At 64.3% G+C, this 17251-nt stretch carries 14 protein-coding genes; 5 read left to right on the forward strand and 9 right to left on the reverse strand.

What is annotated here, in order from left to right:
- Window positions 1-50 precede the first annotated feature (50 nt).
- From creB to creD, 3 genes are all read left to right on the forward strand, one after another.
- Window positions 51-731 (forward strand): two-component system response regulator CreB, encoded by a 681-nt coding sequence (creB, locus tag AC19YR_RS20470; protein ID WP_500599899.1) that lies wholly within the window; start codon window positions 51-53, stop codon window positions 729-731.
- Entirely contained in the window at window positions 731-2155 is a 1425-nt protein-coding gene (gene creC / locus AC19YR_RS20475; RefSeq protein ID WP_500599901.1) for a two-component system sensor histidine kinase CreC, read from the forward strand. Before creB ends, creC begins: the two co-directional genes overlap by 1 nt.
- Window positions 2156-2260: 105 nt before the next feature.
- Window positions 2261-3625: a cell envelope integrity protein CreD gene (gene creD / locus AC19YR_RS20480; protein WP_095110919.1), complete on the forward strand. Its 1365-nt coding sequence runs from the start codon at window positions 2261-2263 to the stop codon at window positions 3623-3625.
- A gap of 198 nt (window positions 3626-3823) precedes the next feature.
- On the opposite strand, the gene AC19YR_RS20485 is transcribed toward creD, so the two are convergent.
- The 8 genes from AC19YR_RS20485 to AC19YR_RS20520 all read right to left on the reverse strand — a co-directional run bounded on the left by AC19YR_RS20485 (window position 3824) and on the right by AC19YR_RS20520 (window position 13117).
- Window positions 3824-4453, reverse strand: a complete 630-nt coding sequence (locus AC19YR_RS20485) for a glutathione S-transferase N-terminal domain-containing protein (protein WP_500599903.1) — start codon at window positions 4451-4453, stop codon at window positions 3824-3826.
- A 151-nt stretch (window positions 4454-4604) separates the two neighbouring features.
- Complete coding sequence (locus AC19YR_RS20490) at window positions 4605-4784, reverse strand: hypothetical protein (protein ID WP_500599905.1); 180 nt, start codon at window positions 4782-4784, stop codon at window positions 4605-4607.
- Window positions 4781-5899 (reverse strand): PepSY-associated TM helix domain-containing protein, encoded by a 1119-nt coding sequence (locus AC19YR_RS20495; protein WP_500599906.1) that lies wholly within the window; start codon window positions 5897-5899, stop codon window positions 4781-4783. Before AC19YR_RS20495 ends, AC19YR_RS20490 begins: the two co-directional genes overlap by 4 nt.
- Window positions 5900-6068: 169 nt before the next feature.
- Window positions 6069-8516, reverse strand: coding sequence for a TonB-dependent siderophore receptor (locus AC19YR_RS20500; protein WP_500599908.1), 2448 nt, complete (start codon window positions 8514-8516; stop codon window positions 6069-6071).
- A 347-nt stretch (window positions 8517-8863) separates the two neighbouring features.
- Window positions 8864-9841: a FecR family protein gene (locus AC19YR_RS20505; RefSeq protein WP_500599910.1), complete on the reverse strand. Its 978-nt coding sequence runs from the start codon at window positions 9839-9841 to the stop codon at window positions 8864-8866.
- On the reverse strand, window positions 9838-10356 hold the full coding sequence (locus tag AC19YR_RS20510) for an RNA polymerase sigma factor (protein WP_095110913.1): 519 nt from the start codon (window positions 10354-10356) through the stop codon (window positions 9838-9840). Before AC19YR_RS20510 ends, AC19YR_RS20505 begins: the two co-directional genes overlap by 4 nt.
- 122 nt (window positions 10357-10478) lie before the next feature.
- Entirely contained in the window at window positions 10479-11186 is a 708-nt protein-coding gene (locus AC19YR_RS20515) for a 3'-5' exonuclease (protein WP_500599912.1), read from the reverse strand.
- On the reverse strand, window positions 11183-13117 hold the full coding sequence (locus tag AC19YR_RS20520; protein ID WP_095110911.1) for a putative nucleotidyltransferase substrate binding domain-containing protein: 1935 nt from the start codon (window positions 13115-13117) through the stop codon (window positions 11183-11185). The genes AC19YR_RS20515 and AC19YR_RS20520 overlap by 4 nt, the downstream gene beginning before the upstream one ends.
- A gap of 243 nt (window positions 13118-13360) precedes the next feature.
- Here AC19YR_RS20520 and AC19YR_RS20525 point away from each other — a divergent pair, with 243 nt between their 5' ends.
- Window positions 13361-13804: a response regulator gene (locus AC19YR_RS20525; RefSeq protein WP_095110910.1), complete on the forward strand. Its 444-nt coding sequence runs from the start codon at window positions 13361-13363 to the stop codon at window positions 13802-13804.
- Window positions 13805-13886: 82 nt separating this feature from the next.
- Here the strand turns inward: AC19YR_RS20525 and AC19YR_RS20530 are convergent, their stop codons facing one another.
- The gene (locus AC19YR_RS20530; RefSeq protein ID WP_500599915.1) at window positions 13887-16064 is read right to left on the reverse strand and encodes a malate synthase G; all 2178 of its coding nucleotides are present in this window, start codon (window positions 16062-16064) and stop codon (window positions 13887-13889) included.
- A 494-nt stretch (window positions 16065-16558) separates the two neighbouring features.
- On the opposite strand from AC19YR_RS20530, the gene AC19YR_RS20535 reads away from it, so the two are divergent.
- On the forward strand, window positions 16559-17077 hold the full coding sequence (locus AC19YR_RS20535) for a glycine cleavage system transcriptional repressor (RefSeq protein ID WP_500599917.1): 519 nt from the start codon (window positions 16559-16561) through the stop codon (window positions 17075-17077).
- Window positions 17078-17251 lie beyond the last annotated feature (174 nt).

The following is a 17251-nucleotide window of genomic DNA, read 5'->3' on the forward strand; positions in this document are numbered from 1 at the left end:
CGCCCCAGCCTTGGGGCACCGTTCGCGCACTCCACTCCTGGCCCGATGCCATGCCCCATATCCTGATTGTCGAAGACGAAGCGGCCATTGCCGACACCCTGGTGTTCGCCCTCCAGGGCGAGGGCTTCACCACCACTTGGCTGAGCCTCGGCGCAGCGGCCCTTGAGCACCAGCGCAACACCCCGGCGGACCTGCTGATCCTCGATATCGGCCTGCCGGATATCAGCGGCTTCGAGACGTGCAAGCAACTGCGGCGCTTCAGTGACGTGCCGGTGATGTTCCTCAGTGCCCGTGACGGTGAGATCGACCGGGTGGTGGGCTTGGAGATCGGTGCCGACGATTATGTGGTCAAGCCCTTCAGCCCCCGGGAAGTGGCGGCGCGGGTGCGTGCCATCCTCAAACGCATGGCGCCACGGGTGACGCTGGCCGGTTGCAGCCCGCTGTTCCAGGTTGATGCCGAGCGCGTGTTGATTACCTACCGCGGCCAGCCCCTGAGCCTGACCCGCCACGAATTCCGTTTGCTGCACTGCCTGCTGGAGCAACCGCAGCGGGTGTTCAGCCGCGAGCAATTGCTCGATGCCCTGGGCGTGGCGGCGGATGCCGGCTACGAGCGCAGCATCGACAGCCATATCAAAAGCGTGCGCGCCAAATTGCGCCTGGTGGCGCCCAACGCCGAGCCGATCCAGACCCATCGGGGCCTGGGCTACAGCTACAGCCCGGAGCATGGCTGATGCCCCTGGGGGTGCGGATTTTCCTGGTGTACGCGCTGTTCATCGGCCTCACCAGCTACTTCGTACTGAACACGGTGATGGAAGAAATCCGCCCCGGCGTGCGCCAGTCCACCGAAGAAACCCTGGTGGACACCGCCAACCTGATGGCCGAGATCCTGCGCGACGACGTCAAGGCCGGCACCCTGGGCCAGAGCCGCTGGCCACAACTGCTCAAGGCCTACGGCGACCGCCAGCCAGCAGCCAGCATCTGGGGTTTGGCGAAGAACCAGGTCAACCACCGCATCTACGTGACCGACGCCCAGGGCATCGTGTTGCTCGACTCCAGCGGCCTGGCCCTGGGCCAGGATTACTCGCGCTGGAACGACGTCTACCTGACCCTACGCGGCGAATACGGCGCACGTTCCACCCGCAGCGATGCGCATGATTCCACCTCTTCAGTGATGCACGTGGGCGCGCCGATCCGCGATAACGGCCGGATCATCGGCGTGGTCACGGTGGCCAAGCCCAACAGCTCGCTGCAACCCTATATCGACCGCACCGAGCGGCGGCTGCTGTGGTACGGCGCGGCGCTGATCGGCCTGGGCCTGTTGTTCGGCGCCTTGCTGTCGTGGTGGCTGAGCCGCTCGCTGCGCCGCCTCACTGCCTACGCCCAAGCCGTCAGCGAAGGGCGCCGGGCCCAGGTGCCGCACTATCGCGGTGGTGAGCTGGCGCAACTGTCCAGCGCCGTGGAGCACATGCGCACCCAACTGGAGGGCAAGGCCTACGTCGAGCGCTACGTGCACACGCTGACCCACGAATTGAAGAGCCCATTGGCGGCGATTCGCGGCGCGGCGGAGTTGCTCCAGGGCGACATGCCGGTGGCGGCGCAGCAGCGCTTCGTGAGCAATATCGACAGTGAAAGCGCGCGCATGCAGCAGTTGATCGAACGCCTGCTGAACCTGGCCCTGGTGGAACAGCGCCAAGGTTTGGAAGAGCGGGTGGCGGTGCCATTGGCGCCGCTGTGGGAACAATTGCTCAGCGCGCAAAGTGCGCGGATCGAGGCACGGCAAGTGCGCATCGAACACACCATCGCCCCGGGCCTGGCCCTGATCGGCGAGCCGTTCCTGCTGCGCCAGGCGCTGGGCAACCTGCTGGAAAACGCCCTCGACTTCACCCCGCCCGGCGGCTTGCTGCGGCTGCAGGCCCAGCGGCGGGGCGAGCAGGTCGAAGTGGCGTTGTTCAACCAGGCCGCAGCCATTCCCGACTATGCCTTGCCCAGGCTCTGTGAGCGCTTCTACTCCCTGCCACGGCCCGACAGCGGGCGCAAAAGCACCGGCCTGGGCCTGAATTTCGTCGAGGAAGTGGTGCAACTGCACGGCGGGCGCATGAGCATCGGCAATGTCGACGGCGGCGTGCAAGTTACCCTCCTTCTCCCCTGCCAGTAGCCTGCGGGCGGGCCCGCTTGCTACCACCACACAATCTCCACATTCGCTCCATAAAGCCTCCACCGACGCGCCCCAGACTCTCCCCATCCAAACAGGGAGACACCCATGAACCGCAGCCTGACTTTAAAACTAGGGGCCATTGCCCTACTGATTGTGCTGTTGTTGATTCCGCTGCTGATGATCGACGGCATGATCCAGGACCGCCAGCAACTGCGCGACGGCGTGCTCGAAGACATCGCCCGCAGCTCCAGCTACAGCCAGCAACTGACCGGGCCGATCATGGTCGTGCCGTTTCGCAAGGTGGTGCGCACCTGGAAGACCAACGAAAAAACCAACCAGCGCTACCAGGAAATCGGTGAGCAGCGCGGGCGCCTGTACTTTCTGCCGGAGCGTTTCGAGCTCGACGGTAAGGTGCAGACCGAACTGCGTTCGCGGGGTATTTACCAGGCGCGGCTGTTCCACGCCGATAACCGCATCAGCGGCCAATTTGTGATTCCCCCGCAGTGGGGTATCGACGAAGACTTTGCCGACTATCAGTTTGAGCAGGCCTTTGTCGCGGTTGGCATCAGCGATATCCGCGGCATCGAGAACGCCCTCACGTTGCAGTTCAACGGCCAGGACCTGGACTTCATCCCCGGCAGCAACGTCGATTGGTTGGGTGAAGGCGTGCGCGTCGCCCTGCCGCCGCTGAACCCGGCCAAGGCTTTGCAATTGCCGTTCGGCTTCGACCTGCGCTTGCAAGGCACCGGCCAGTTGCAAGTGACGCCGGTGGGCAAAACCAGCGAAGTGAAACTGGCGGCCAACTGGCCCCACCCCAGCTTTATCGGCAACTACCTGCCGACCCGGCGCGAGATCGGCGAGAGCGGCTTTACCGCCCAGTGGCAGACGTCGTTCTTCTCCACCAACCTCGAAGAAGCCATGAGCACCTGCGTCAACGGCGCCCGCTGCGAGGAGTTCAACGGCCGCAGCTTTGGCGTGAGCTTTATCGACCCGGTGGACCAGTACCTCAAGAGCGACCGGGCGATCAAATATGCGCTGCTGTTCATTGCCTTGACCTTTGCGGGCTTCTTTCTCTTTGAAGTGCTCAAGAGCATGGCGGTGCACCCGATCCAATACGCCCTGGTGGGCGCGGCTTTGGCGTTCTTCTACTTGCTGCTGTTGTCGTTGTCCGAGCATCTGGGCTTTGCCCTGGCGTACCTGCTGTCGGCCAGTGCCTGCGTGGTGTTGATCGGCTTTTACGTCAGCCACGTGCTGCGCAGCGCCCGCCATGGCCTGAGTTTTTCGGCGGGGTTGGCGGCCCTGTACGGCTTGCTCTACGGCTTGCTCAGCGCTGAAGACTACGCACTGCTGATGGGCTCGCTGCTGCTGTTCGGCTTGCTGGGGGTGTTCATGGTGCTGACGCGCAAACTGGATTGGTATGGCATCGGCCCGGGCAAATCGGCCAAGGCGCTGGAGGTGGCCGATGAGTAGGTCGCTGGGGTTGCGCGAGGATCAGCGCGAAGGGGAGCGGTTGGTGATGTGGTTGGCGCAGGTTTTTGTGGGGGACCTACAGGCGCTATCGCGGGCAAGCGGTGCGCCGCCCGGCCCTCTCCCACGTTGGAATGCGCTTGCCCGTGGGAGCGAGCCTGCTCGCGATAACCCTTGCCCCTCCACCGCGATGCCGGGGTTTTACTGCGGTGGTTCAGTCTCGCGCATCGATTCACGCTGACTGACCTGGGCATACCACGCCGCCAACTGTGGGTTGGCGGTGCGCCATTGCAGGTCGGGGTGGCGAAAATCCAGGTAACCCAGGGCGCAAGCCAGGCTGATGGCGGCCACGTCAAAGTGGCTGGCGAGTTCGGCGATGGCCTGGGCCTCGAAGGCCGCCAGGGCCCGGCGCATTTTGTCGCGTTGGGCCTCGAGCCATTGTTCCCAGTGCTTCTCAGGCGCGCGCAGGGCCAGTTCGTAACGCACCAGCACGGCGGCGTCCAGGATCCCGTCGGCCATTGAGGCCAGCGTCAGGCGCCGCCAGCGCGCCGGGCCGTCGCGGGGGATCAGCGGGTTGCCGACATGCTGGTGGTCGAGGTAGTCAAGGATCACCCGGCTGTCGTGGATGACAGTGCCGTCGGCCAGGCGCAGGGCCGGGATCTTGCCCAGGGGGTTGTCCAGGTTCAGCGCCGCATCGGGGTGCACCGGGCTTAACTGGCTCAGTTGCAATGCCACCCGGCTCTGTTGCCCGGTTTCGTGGAGCAGCACCCTGACCTTGCGCACATAGGGCGAGGCCGGGTTGTGGAAGAGGGTCATGCTGGGCGCGGACATGGGCGTTCCTCGAAAAGCATCGAGTGTAGCTGCGGGCGGTCTGCGTGGGAAAAGGCTGGGTTGTTTTTCTGGTCGCCAGATGGCTATCGCGGGCGGGCCCGCTCCCACAGGGTTCAGCGCAATCCCCGTGGGAGCGGGCTGGGCGGCGCCCTCAAGCCCTACGCCACAACCCTCGAATACCCAACCCCGCCGGCACCCCCAACCCCAACCAACTCAAGCCGTCCCACACGCCATCCCCCAGCAGCGCGGCAAACAGCCCGGCCGCGCTGAGCAGGGCGATGACGCTGGGAATGGCGAAGACCTTCCAGAAACTCGATTGCCGTGGCTTCACGCGGGCACCTCCACGGCTTTCGCCGCTTTGCGCCGCACGACCCACAGGTACAGGCCACTGCCAAGGACGACGATGGTCAGCACGTCCAGCACGGCCCAGAGGATTTTCATCGGCATGCCGCCGTAGTCGCCAAAGTGCAGGGGCTGGGACATGCCCATGGCGTCCATGTACCAGGGCCGTTGCGCCACGGCAGTGACCTTGAGGGTGCTGGCGTCGATCAGTACCGGCGTGAGCAGGTGTGAGGTCAGGTGAGTGCTGCCTTTCATGAACACCGCGTAGTGGTGCTCGCTGGAAAAGCGCGTGCCGGGGAAGGCGATGAAGTCCGGGCGCATGCCGGGTGCAGCTTCTTGCGCGATGTCGAGCAAGCGGCTGGCCGGGGCCAGCGCGGCCAGCGGCGGGGCATCGCGGTAGGGCTGGACCATGGCGCTGAGACTGTCGTTGCGCCACGCCGCGATAATCAGGTCGGCGCAGGCGCTGATGACCCCGGTCACGCCCACCACCAGGGCCCAGGTCAGGGTCACGACGCCGATCAGGTTGTGCAGGTCGAGCCAGCGCAGGCGGGTGGATTTGTCGTGGCGCACGGTGGCGAATTTCAAGCGGCGCATGAACGGCAGGTACAACACCGCGCCCGAGACAATCGCCAGCACGAACAGGATGCCCATGAACGCCAGCAGCAGCTTGCCCGCTAACCCGGCGAACATATCCACATGCAGGCGCAGGATGAACATCATCACCCCGCCATTGGCCGAAGGCATGTCCACCACCTCGCCGGTGCGGGCATCGAGCATGAAGGTGTGGGACGCGTTGGGCTCGGTGCCGGCGGTGGCGGCCATGATCGCGACCACGCCGTTGGGGTCTTCTTCATCCCAGCCGAAGTACTGCATCACTTCCCCGGGGCGATGGGCCTGGGCCTTGAGCACCAGTTGCTGCAAGTCCAGTTGGGGGGTATCGGCGGGCAATTGCGCCAGCTCGGGCGCATCGCCCAGCAGGTGATCGATTTCATGGTGAAAGATCAACGGCAGGCCGGTCAGCGCCAGCATCAGCAGGAATGCGGTGCAGATCAGGCTGGTCCAGGTATGAACCGCAGACCAGCGGCGGATGGTTCGGCTTTTCATCGGGGCTCCACAGGCAAAAATAGGCTGCCTTGCGGGCAGCCTATAGGTCACGGGATTGTTCTTGGGTGGGAGCGAGCCTGCTCGCGATAGCGCCGGCCCAGCCAACATCGCTGTCGGTTGGCCGGCCGCCATCGCGAGCAGGCTCGCTCCTACAAGGGTTTATCTCTTTTTAGAATTTGTAATTCACGCTGGCGACCACGTTGCGTTCGTCACCGTAGTAGCACCAGTAGCCGTCGCAGTTGGCCAGGTAGTCCTTGTTGAACAGGTTCTTGGCTTCGACGGCGACGGTCATGCCTTTGAGGCTGTTGCCCAGGCGGCCCATGTCGTAGTGCACGGCGGCGTCGTACACGGTGTAGGAGCCCACGTGGGCGACGGCGGTGTTGCTGGCATTGCCGTAGGTGTCACCGACGTAGCGCACGCCCGCGCCCATGCCGAAGCCGTCGAGCACGCCGGCGTTCCAGGTGTAGTCGCCCCACAGGGTGGCCTGGTTGCGCGGGATCAGCGCCATACGCTTGCCCACTTCGTCGGGTTTGCCCTTGAGGGTTTCGGTGTCGGTGTAGGTGTAGGAGCCGACCACCTTGAGGTTGTCGTTGACCTGGGTGGTGGCTTCCAGCTCCAGGCCGCGGACCTGCACTTCGCCGACCTGGCGGGTGAGGCTGCCTTCGGCGACTTTCACGTTGCTCTGGCGCAAGTCATACACGGCGGCGGTCAGCAGGCTGCGGCTGCCCACGGGTTGATACTTTACGCCGGCCTCGTACTGGCGGCCCTCGGTGGGTTTGAACGATTGCGCCGCATCGACGCTGGCGCCGGTGCTCGGTTGGAACGACTCGGTGTAGGACAGGTACGGCGTCACGCCGTTGTCGAACACGTAGCTCAGGCCGACGTTGCCGGTGAAGGCTTTGTCGCGCTGGGTGCTGGTGGCGTCGCCCCTGTTGTGGAAGGTGGTGCCGGTGTGCACCCAGTCTTCACGTCCGCCCAGGGTCAGGCGCCAGTTGTCCAGGGCCATCTGGTCCTGGATGTAAACGCCGGTTTGCTGGGTTTTCTGGCCAAAGTCCTGCAACGCGAAGTAGCTGACATTGGACATGTCCTGGCCGTGCACCGGGCGGTTCACGTTGATCGGCGGCACGTTGTAGCCATTGGGTTTACCGTCGGCGCCGTAGGTGTACGAGCCGCCGTACAGCCATTGGTAGTTGGTGTTGGAGCGTTGGTGATCGACGCCCAGCAACAGGGTGTGCTGCACGGCGCCGGTCTGGAAGTCAGCCTGGAAGTTGTTGTCCACGGCGAACTGGCTGATGTCTTCGTTGACGATGCCCGCCTCGCGGTTGACGTTGCCATTGGCATCGACCGTGTTGATGGTGCCGACGTTGACGGCTTGAAAACCCAAATCGCTCTTGGTGTAGCGCAGGTTTTGCTTGAACTGCCAGGTGTCGTTGAGGTGCGTTTCAAAGGCGTAGCCCAGGGCGTAGTAGGTGCGGTCGTAGAAGTCCCAGCCCGGCTCGCCGAGGTTCTTGTGGTGGGAAATCTTGCTGCCTGGCAGTTGGGTGCCCTGCAACGGCAGGAACTGCCCGGTGATGCCGGTATCGTCGCGGGTGTACTGGGAAATGAACGTCAGCTTGGTGTCGTCGTTGATGTTCCAGGTCAGGCTGGGGGCGATGTTGTAGCGCTTGTCCGGGATGTGATCGACCGGCGCGTTGCTGTCGCGTACCACGCCGCTGACGCGGTAGAGAAAGCGGCCTTCGTCATCGATTTTGCCGGTGCTGTCGAAGTTGATTTGCTTGTGTTCGTTGCTGCCGGCCTGGGCTTCGACCTGGTGGGCACTTTCAGCCTGGGGGCGGCGGCTGACCATGTCGAGCATGCCGCCGGGCGGGGTCTGGCCGTACACGGACGAGGCCGGGCCGCGCAACACGGTGATGCGTTCCAGGTTCCACGGCTCGACCTTGGGGTTGGAGAACGAGCCCTTGGGCAGCGGGATGCCGTCGAGGAACTGGGTCGGGTCGAAGCCGCGCACCCGCAGCCAGTCGGCGCGCGAGTCGGAACCGTAGCCGCTGCTCTGCACGCCGGCGGTGTAGCGCAAGGCGTCGTTGAGGTTGAGCACTTGGCGCTCGTCCAGTTGCTCGCGGGTAATCACCGTCATCGAGCGCGGTGCTTCGACAATCGGCGTGTCGGTCTTGGTGCCGGCGGCGGTGCGGGTGGCGACGTAACCGTCGGCCGGGCCCCAGGCGCTTTCCAGGTTTGCCTGGCCGGTGATGCTGGTAACCGGCAGGGCCAATGCGCCCTCCGGCACTGGGGCCAGGCTGTAGGTGCCGGCGCCGCTCTGTTCCAGTTGCAGGCCGGTGCCACGTAGGGCCTGGCGCAGGGCGGTGCTGGCGTCGAACTGGCCCTGCACCGGCGCCGAGGTCTTGCCGGCGGCCAGGGCGGGGTCCAGGGTCAGGGCCAGGCCGGCCTGGCTGGCGATCTGATTCAGGGTGCCGGCCAAGGGTGCAGCCGCCAGGTTGTAGGCCCGCACGGCGGACGCCTGCTCGGCGGCGATCAAGGCGGTGCTGGCCAGCGGTGCGCACAGGGCGATGGCGACGGCCAACAGGCTGGGGCGCAACAGGGTATCGAACGAACGGGACATCGGCAGCTCCTGAATGGAAATATTTCTCAATTGCCTAGGTGCCGAACGAGATGGGAAAAGTGATAGGGCGTGAATGAAATTAATTTCGATTCAGCAAGTAAAGAGGGGTGTGGGCCGGGCGCCGCTCCGCTCGCCCGCGATGAGGTCGGCCATCGAATGGATACATATCGACAGTACTGCCGCCATCGCGGGCAGGCCCGCTCCCACAGTTGAATGGTGGTGAGGGTGGAATTTTATTTTTTCTGTGGGCGCGAGCCTGCTCGCGATGGCGGCACTGAGTGGCGGTGACGAATGGTCGAGGTAAGACCGTTGCTCCCACAGGAAAATGCCCCAACAGCGTTTTGAGGCTAAAGCGGCTCAACCTTGGCCTCGACCGTCACCCACCACGGCGTGTGCTGCTGGATCTGCACCGGCAGGGTCGGCAGCAGGGCGGTGAGGGCCAGGTCGGTGTCGTGCAGCGGGAAGCTGCCGGTGATACGCAGGTCGGCCACTTGCGCGGTCACGCCCAGGTGGCCGGGGCGGTAGCGGCTCAGTTCGTTGACCAGGTCTTCCAGGCGCGCGTTGTCCACCACCAGCATGCCGCGGGTCCAGGCGTCGGCGCCGGGCTTGAGGGCGATCAGCGGGCCGAGGCCGTCGCGGCGCATCAGCACTTGCTGGCCGGCCTGGTAGATCTGCTCGTCGGCGCCGGCCTGCGGGTGGGCGGCCACGGCCGATTGCAGCACGCTCAGGCGCGTGCCGGCCGCTTCGCGGCGCACCAAGAAGCGTGTGCCCAGGGCGCGCAGGCTGCCGTCGGCGGTTTCGACGATAAACGGGCGTGGGTCGTTGTGGCCGGTCTCGACCAGGATTTCCCCTTCCTGCAACACGATGCGCCGCTGCTTGTCGTCGAAGCGCACGTCCATCGCGCTGTGGGTGTTGAGGTTGATAAGGGTGCCGTCGGCCAGGCGCAGCGTGCGTTGCTCGCCGGTGGCGGTGCGTTGGTCGGCCAGCCAGTAATCCACAGGCAGGTAGCGCGGGCCGGCGAACAGCGCCAGGCCGCACACCAACACCACACTGGCCAACCCGGTGCCGAGTTTGCGCACGCGCCGGCGGATGCCTTCGCGCGATTGCAGCAGGGCCGTGCGCGCCGGGCCGCTGGCGGCGCTGAAGCGTTGGTCGAGCATGCCCAGTTGCCGCCAGGCGCGGGCGTGTTCTTCGGCGGCGGCGTGCCATTGGGCGAAGGCTTCGCGCTCCAGCGCGCTGGCGGCGCCGCAGTCCAGGCACAACTGCCAGGCAATCGCGGCGTCCAGCACCTGTGCCGAGACGGGTTGGCGTTCGGCGCGGCTCATTGCGGCGCGCCGTACAGGGCGATGTAGCACTGGCGGATACCCTGGGCCAGGTACTGGCGCACGCGGGGCACCGACACACCGAGGCGCTCGGCGATTTCGCCGTGGCTCATGCCGTCGAGGCGGTTGTAGAGGAACGCGGCGCGGGCCTTGGTCGAGAGCTTGCCTAGCAGGCGATCGATGGCCTTGAGGTCTTCGAGGATCAGTTGCTGTTCTTCCGGGGACGGTTGTTCGTGCACGGGGATCAGCATCAGTTCGCTGAGGTAGGCCTGTTCCAGCGCGGCGCGGCGGAAGTAGTCGAACAACAGGCCCTTGGCGATGGCCACCAAAAACGCCCGCGGTTCACGCGGGGCGTTGAAGCTGTCGCGGCCCAGCAGGCGCACGAACGTGTCCTGGCTCAGGTCCTCGGCGCGCTGCGGGCAGGCCACATTGCGCCGCAGCCAAGCCAACAGCCAGCCGCGATGGTCGCGATAAAGCGAACCTACCAGCTCATTGTTGGGGTTTTGGACTGACGACACAGGGCATCACCGACGTAGGAGTTTAAGCTAACGAGAATTGTTCGCGATTCTGGCAGAAGCCTGGAGGCGGCGCAATTGGCGTTGGTCGGGTGCTGCTGTAGCAGGCGGGCGAGCCCGCTAGGTCAGAACGACTGCGCCTGGCGTCGGCGTTTCCATTGGCCCAGGCGCTGTTGCAGGTTCAGCGGGCTGTGGATTTGCTGCTGGCGGGCGCGGCTAAACAGGATCAGCGCCAGTTCGGCGGTGGCCAGGGCGTCGGCGCTGGCGTGGTGGCGTTCGCCCACGTGCAGCTTGAAGTGCTCGATCCAGTCGTCCAGCCCCGCCTCGCGGATGTGCGCCTGGGGGCAGACCAGCGGCGCCATGTCCGCCACATCCAGGAACGGGTGCTGCAAGCGGTAGCCCAGGCTGGTTTTCAGGGCGCGGCCGAGCATGTGCTGGTCGAAGGGCGCATGGAAGGCCAGCAGCGGGCTATCGCCGACAAATTCCATGAAGTCGAGCAAGGCCTCCACCGGGTCGCTGCCGGCGGCAATCGCGCTGGGCCCCAGGCCATGGATCAACACGCTGGGCCCGACGCTGTGGTCGGGGCGTTGCAGGGTGCGCTCGAACTGTTGACGAAAATCGATGGCGCCGTCTTCGATCACCACGGCGCCGATGGACAGCACTACATCTTTGTTCAGGTTCAGGCCGGTGGTTTCCAGGTCCACCACCACCCAGCGCTGCTCGCGCAGGCTGCACTCGTCCAGTGGCGCGGCGGGCGCCAGGGCCTCCAGGCGTTGTTGCTGGGTTGGGCTCAGGGTCGGTGCGCTGGGGCGCAGCCAGTTGAACAGGCTCATAGCTGATACCGCAGGGCCAGGCTGCTTTGCAGGCGTTGGGCCTGGCGCAGGGACTCGCGCAGGATGCGCCGGTCGAGGTGGTTGAGGCTGTCGGGGTCGACGCGGTTGGAGTAGGGCAGGTTTTCCCGGGTCTGCAATTGGTGTTGCTGCATGCGGGTTTGCTGGATGAAGTGGTAAGCCTCCTCGTAGGCGGCGCCGTCCAGGCGTTCGATCACTTCGCGCTCGACCAATTGGCGCAGGCGTTCGAGGGTGTTGTTGGCTTCCACGCCGTTGGCCAGGGCCAGCAGGCGGGCGCCGTCGACGAAGGGGGTCAGGCCTTGCACTTTCAAGTCCAGGGTGGCTTTGTCCGTGCCTTTGCGCGTCAGCACGAAATCGCGGAAGCGCCCCACGGGCGGGCGTTGGCGCAGGGCGTTCTCGGCCATCATGCGTTGGAACAAGCGGTTGTCGGCGACCTGCTCCAGGATGCCCCGGCGCAGCTGCTCGCAACCCTGTTCGTCACCCCATACCACCCGCAGGTCGAAGTAGATGCTGGAGGCCAGCAGGTTTTCCGGTGTCGCCTCGCGGATAAACGCCGCGAAGCGCCGCGCCCATTCGGCCCGCGACAGGCACAGCTCGGGGTTGCCGGCCATGATGTTGCCTTTGCACAGGGTAAAACCGCACAACGCCAGGTTCTGGTTGATGTGCTGCGCCAGGGGCAACAGCTTGCCGCGGATCTCGGCGGCATGGGCGGCGTCGCGGGCCTCGAAGAGGATGCCGTTGTCCTGGTCGGTGTGCAGGGTCTGCTCGCGGCGCCCTTCGCTGCCAAAGCACAGCCAGGTGAACGGCACGCCGGGGTCGCCCTTGTCGGCCAGGGCCAGCTCGATGACCCGACACACGGTGTGGTCGTTGAGCAGGGTGATGATGTGGGTGATTTGGGTCGAAGACGCACCGTGGGCCAGCATGCGCTCGACCAATTGGCCGATTTCCCCGCGCATGGCCACCAGGTTCTCCACCCGGGGCGCATTGCGGATGGTGCGGGCCAGGTGCACCAGGTCGACCCGCTGCAGGGAGAACAGATCGCGCTCTGACACCACGCCGCACAGGCGCTGATCCTTGACCAGGCAGACGTGGGCGATATGCCGCTCGGTCATGGCGATGGCCGCATCAAACGCACTGTGCTCGGGGCTGAGGAAAAACGGCGCCTGGGTCATGTGCCGGGCGATGCTTTGGTTGAAATCGCTGGTGCCGTCGGCCACCACTTGGCGCAGGTCGCGCAGGGTGAAAATGCCCAGCGGTGCCTTGTGCTCATCCACCACCACAATGCTGCCGACCTGCTGCTCATGCATCAGCGTCACCGCCTCGCGCAGGGGCGTGGCGGGCAGGCAACTGACCGGGTGGCGCATGGCCAATTCACCCAGGCGCGTGTTCAGGGAGTATTGGGTGCCGAGGGTTTCCACGGCTTTTTGCTGCACCTGCTGGTTGACCTGATCCAGCAGGCTGCTGACCCCGCGCAGGGCGAAATCGCGAAAGGCGCTGGAAAGGGCGAACAGCTTGATGAACGCAAGTTTGTTCAGTTGCAGGCAGAAGGTGTCCTCCCCCGCCCGATGCTCGGTGCGGGTGGCGCGCTCGCCCAGCAGCGCGGCCAGGGGAAAGCACTCGCCCGTAGTGATCTCGAACGTGGTTTCGGTACCGCCCCGCGCCGTGTGCGGGCGCTCACCCACCACGCGGCCCTGCTTGACGATAAAAAAGTGCTCCACCGGCCCGTCGGCAGGTTTGACGATACTCTCGCCAGCGGCATAGAAGCGCAGTTGGCATTGCTCCACCAGGTACGCCAAGTGGGCGTTTTCCATCTGGTTGAAGGGCGGGAAGCGCTGCAGGAACTGCATGGTGCCGTGGATGTTCTGCAACACCGCGGTTTTCCCTGCCTGGGTGAAGGCATCCGTTTTGCTCATTGGCGTGTACCGCAGTCTTTTTGGATTTGTTGTGGCGGCCATGGTCGGCTGCCCGGTGCGCAGTGCCCATTGGACGTAAGTCTAGGCTCGGTCACAAATATTCAGACATGGCCTACGAGAACTGGCGAATAAACCGCTTGTCGGCACTCTTGGAAAACTTTCCGACGAAGCGCACATTGAAGCTTCGCCCGGCGATGTCAGACCACTGTGCTGGGAGATTGTCTTGAACCTGTAGAGATTGTTATGCCTGACCACGATATTTTGAGCGAGGCCGAGCGCGAGGCGCTCAGTGCCGTGATGCTGGAACCGGATTTGCCGCCGCAACGGGTACTGATCGTTGACGACGACCGCGATGCCCGCGAGCTTCTCGCAGAAATCCTCGCCCTGGACGGCATCCACTGCCTGACTGCCGCCAGCGGCAAGGCCGCGCTCGACCTCTTGGCCTCGCGCAACTCCATCGGCCTGCTGATTACCGACCTGCGCATGGCGCCCTTCGATGGCCTGGACCTGATCCGCCAGGTACGCGAATCGGTGCGCGCAGCGCTGCCGATCATCATCGTTTCCGGCGACGCCGAAGTGGGCGACGCCATCGCCGCCATGCATTTGAACGTGGTGGATTTTTTGCTCAAGCCCATCGATACCGACAAGCTGCTGGCGCTGGTCAAGCACGAACTGGGCATGGCATAGCCAGCCTGCATCCTACGAACAGGTGCCGTAAACGACAAAGCCCCGACCTTGCGGCCGGGGCTTTGTGGTTTACGGCGTTGGCTTACAGGCCGTTGGCAGCCTTGAACTCACGGCGGCGGCGGTGCAGCACCGGCTCCGTGTAGCCGTTGGGCTGTTTGGTGCCTTCGATCACCAGTTCGACCGCTGCCTGGAAGGCAATGTTGCTGTCGAAGTTCGGGGCCAGTGGGCGGTACAGCGCGTCCCCGGCGTTCTGGCGGTCTACCACTGGGGCCATGCGCTTGAGGCTTTCCAGCACCTGAGCTTGAGTGACGATGCCGTGACGCAGCCAGTTGGCGATGTGCTGGCTGGAGATACGCAGCGTGGCACGGTCTTCCATCAGGCCGATGTCGTTGATGTCCGGCACCTTGGAGCAACCCACGCCTTGGTCGATCCAACGCACCACATAACCGAGGATGCCTTGGGCGTTGTTGTCCAGTTCGTTCTGGATTTCTTCGGCCGACCAGTGGGGATTGCTCGCCAACGGGATGGTCAGGATGTCGTCCACCGACGCGCGGCCGCGCTTGGCCAGTTCGGCCTGGCGGGCGAATACATCGACCTTGTGGTAGTGCAGCGCGTGCAGCGCGGCGGCGGTCGGCGACGGTACCCACGCGGTGTTGGCGCCGGCCAGCGGGTGGGCGATTTTCTGCTCCAGCATGGCGGCCATCAGGTCAGGCATGGCCCACATGCCTTTGCCGATCTGGGCGCGACCTTGCAGGCCGGTGCTCAGGCCGATATCGACGTTCCAGTTCTCGTAGGCGCCGATCCACTTCTCGGTTTTCATGGCGGCTTTGCGCACCATCGCGCCGGCTTCCATGGAGGTGTGGATTTCATCGCCGGTGCGGTCCAGGAACCCGGTGTTGATAAACACCACGCGCTCGCTGGCGGCCTTGATGCAGGCCTTGAGGTTGACCGTGGTACGGCGCTCCTCGTCCATGATCCCGACTTTGAGGGTGTTGCGTGGCAGGGCCAGCACGTCTTCGATGCGGCCGAACAACTCGTTGGTGAACGCGGCTTCTTCCGGGCCGTGCATCTTCGGTTTGACGATGTAGACCGAACCGGTGCGGCTGTTCTTGCGCGAGGTGTTGCCGTTGAGGCTGTGAATCGCCGCCAGGCTGGTCATCAGGCCATCGAGAATGCCCTCGGGGACTTCGTTGCCGTCCTTGTCGAGGATCGCGTCGATGGTCATCAGGTGGCCCACGTTACGCACGAACAACAGCGAACGACCGTGCAGGCTCAGTTCGCCGCCATCCGGGGTGGTGTAGGTGCGGTCGGCGTTCATGGTGCGGGTGAAGGTCTGGCCGCCCTTGGCCACTTCTTCGGCCAGGTCGCCCTTCATCAGGCCGAGCCAGTTGCGGTAGATCACCACTTTGTCGTCGGCATCGACGGCGGCGACGGAGTCTTCGCAGTCCATGATGGTGGTCAGCGCGGCTTCCATCAGGATGTCTTTGACACCGGCGGCATCGGTCTGGCCCACCGGGGTGCTGGCATCGATCTGGATTTCGAAGTGCAGGCCGTGGTTTTTCAGCAGCACGGCGGTCGGTGCCGCGGCATCGCCGTGGTAGCCGATCAGTTGCGCGTCATTGCGCAGGCCACTGTTGCTGCCGCCCACCAGGGCGACCACCAGTTTGCCGTCCACAATCTTGTAGCCCGTGGAATCGACGTGGGTGCCTGCGGCTAGGGGCGCGGCTTCGTCGAGGAAGGCGCGGGCGAAGGCGATGACTTTGTCGCCACGGACCTTGTTGTAGCCTTTGCCCTTTTGCGCGCCATCGGCTTCGCTGATGGCGTCGGTGCCGTACAGCGCGTCATACAGCGAACCCCAGCGGGCGTTCGAGGCGTTGAGGGCGAAGCGGGCGTTCATCACCGGCACCACCAGTTGCGGGCCGGCCATGCGGGCGATTTCATCGTCGACGTTTTGCGTCGTCGCCTGGAAATCCGCTGCTTCTGGCAGCAAATAACCGATGTCTTGCAAGAAGGCTTTGTAGGCCACGGCGTCGTGGGCCTGGCTGGCATGAGCCTGGTGCCAGGCATCGATACGCGCCTGGAAATCATCGCGTTTGGCGAGTAGGGCTTTGTTCTTCGGTGCCAGGTCATGGATGACCTTGTCGGCACCGGCCCAGAACTGGTCGGCGGTGAGGCCGGTACCGGGAATGGCTTCGTTATTCACGAAGTCGAACAGGACTTTGGCGACCTGCAGGCCACCGACTTGAACGTGTTCAGTCATTGCTTGCCTCACTCTGCTCAGCTATTTCGCTTTTCAGCTCTTGTAAAAAAACAATGAAGCCTCTGGCCATTTAAACCACAAACCCCGGTGCCAGTACATGCCATCACTGTGGCGGCTGGTTCGTTCCAATCACAGGCTTGACGCCTTGCCGATAGTGCCGTGCGGGGTTGCGATGGCGCCGTGGCAGACATCGATCCAACGTTATGTAGTGCGCGCCGGGGCATACTACATGATGAATTGCGGTTGTGAAAATTAGACTAAATACGTCGTTCTGCGACCTAAGTCGGCAGTCTGGTCACGCCGTGGTGGGCGATGTTCTCAAAAAACAGATGAATTGTTCCAGATAAATATAAAAACAGTACACAGAATGTTTTTTAACCGGCTCCACAGAGGCTCCGTCGCCAGCGCGCTAGCCCGCTTGCTACAGCAGATGGGCCTCCGGCAGGCGAGGGCGCTGCCTATACTGGTTCGATCCATCACCTGAGGGCTTTGCCATGGACCACCTCGTACTCACCGTGATCGCCCCGGACAAACCCGGCCAGGTCGAGCACATCGCCCAGTGCATCGCCGAGCACGGCGGCAATTGGCTGGAAAGCCGCATGGCGCGCATGGCCGGGCAGTTTGCCGGGATCCTGCGCATCGGCGTGCCCGCCGAGGCCTATGACGCGTTGGTCGATGCTCTGCAAGGCTTGGCCGCCCACGGCATCCGGGTGCTGATCGCCGAAAGCGGCATCGAACAGTCGTGCACCTGGAAGCCCATTGCCATGGAGCTGGTGGGCAACGACCGGCCGGGCATCGTGCGCGATATCACGCGGCTGTTGAGCGAGCAGGGCGTCAACCTGGAGCGGTTGGTAACCGATGTGCGCCCCGCGCCCATGAGCGGCGAGCCGCTGTTCCATGCCGAGGCGCTGCTGGCTGTGCCGTTGACCCTGTCGCTGGATGTGCTGCAAACACGCCTGGAAACCCTGGCCGACGACTTGATGGTGGAGCTGGTGCTGCGCAGCGACAGCTGAAGGGCGGGGGTTATCCAAGGAAACCCTGCACCTGCCTGTGGATAACCTGTAGAGACTCGCCGCCAGCCCAGGCGGGCCGGGCTGCTTCAGCAATTGAGCAAAAAACCAGCAGTTTCAACGGCTTGTGCACAAACGCCGGGGATGGGCCTGTGGATAACCTTGGGAAAGATGCGT

It is taken from the genome of Pseudomonas sp. MF08817, assembly GCF_059862705.1.